Raw genomic sequence first — 1361 nt, 5'->3', positions numbered from 1 at the left:
GATCGTGTCCCAGGACGTGGTGTAGCTTATACGACCACGGCTCATTCCGAAGGGCCGGAAGAGTATCATCGCGCCACTGCTGGCAAGCTAATGAGTGGTTCATCGCTCATTTGCCCGATAGTTTCCAGCGTCATGTAGCGGGCACGTTGAACAGCCCATTCGTCGTTTTGCTCCAGCAGTAGAGCACCGACGAGCCGGATGATGGCATCATCGTTTGGAAAGATGCCAACCACTTCTGTCCGTCGCTTGATTTCACCGTTAAGGCGCTCAATGGGATTGGTTGAGTGCAGCTTGGCCCAATGCTGCTTGGGAAAGGTCATGTAGGCCAGCACATCGTTCTCGGCCTCGTCCATCAAGTTGGCCAGCTTTGGCACCTTCGGTCTGATCTGATCAGCGACGCTGCGCCATTGCGTGCTGGCGGCCTCAGGCGTCTCTTGAGCAAACGCAGTAGCGATGAAGGCGGAGACGACGCGCCTCCCGCTCTTCCCCGCATGCGCCAGGGCATTGCGCATGAAGTGAACCCGGCAACGTTGCCAGGTCGCATTCAGCACCTTGCTGACGGCAGTCTTGATGCTTTCATGGGCATCGGAGATAACGAGTTTTACACCTCTCAAGCCACGCCGCGTCAGCTTTCGCAGGAACTCTGTCCAGATAGGCTCGGCCTCGGACGTGCCGATCTCCAACCCAAGCACCTCGCGACGTCCATCGGCATTGACACCCACGGCGATGATCGCTGCGACAGAAACGACACGGCCGCCGCGTCTGACCTTGAGGTAGGTCGCATCGATCCAGATGTATGGCCATTCGCCTTCAATGGGTCGGTCGAGGAACGCTTTGACCTTGACGTCTATTTCTTCGCAAAGCCTCGACACCTGGCTTTTCGATATGCCCGACATGCCCATGGCCTTAACGAGGTCATCGACCGAGCGTGTCGAGATACCCTGGATATAGGCCTCTTGGATAACGGCGGTCAGTGCCTTCTCAGCCATGCGACGGGGCTCCAGGAAGCTCGGGAAATAGCTGCCCGTCCGCAGCTTGGGGATACGCAGTTCAACAGTGCCCGCCCGCGTTTCCCAATCTCGATCGCGATAGCCGTTGCGCTGGGCAACACGAAGCGCGCTTTTCTCGCCGTAGCCCGCACCCGTCGCAGCGCCAACTTCCAGTGCCATCAGCTTTTCGGCGGCAAAGCCGATCATATCGCGCAGCAAATCCGCATCTGCGCTCTTCTCAACAAGCGAACGCAGGTTCATCATATCGTCGGTCATCGGTGGTGTCCTTCAGGTTGGTTCTAAGCAACCCGACCCTACCGGAAATTACCGATGGCTACGAAATCCAGCTACACCACTCGCTGGGACACGATC

At 57.8% G+C, this 1361-nt stretch carries 1 protein-coding gene; it reads right to left on the bottom strand.

Annotated elements, in window-relative coordinates:
- Positions 1-65: 65 nt before the first annotated feature.
- Positions 66-1265: an IS256 family transposase gene (locus tag LRX75_RS23215; RefSeq protein ID WP_231816930.1), complete on the bottom strand. Its 1200-nt coding sequence runs from the start codon at positions 1263-1265 to the stop codon at positions 66-68.
- Positions 1266-1361 lie beyond the last annotated feature (96 nt).

Source organism: Rhizobium quercicola, assembly GCF_021168455.1.
GTDB lineage: Bacteria > Pseudomonadota > Alphaproteobacteria > Rhizobiales > Rhizobiaceae > Ferranicluibacter > Ferranicluibacter quercicola.
This window is presented reverse-complemented; position numbering and strand designations above follow the sequence as displayed.

Coding starts and splice junctions, on each gene's coding strand:
- LRX75_RS23215 (WP_231816930.1), bottom strand. CDS start 1,265: ATGACCGACGATATGATGAACCTGCGTTCGCTTGTTGAGAAGAGCGCA.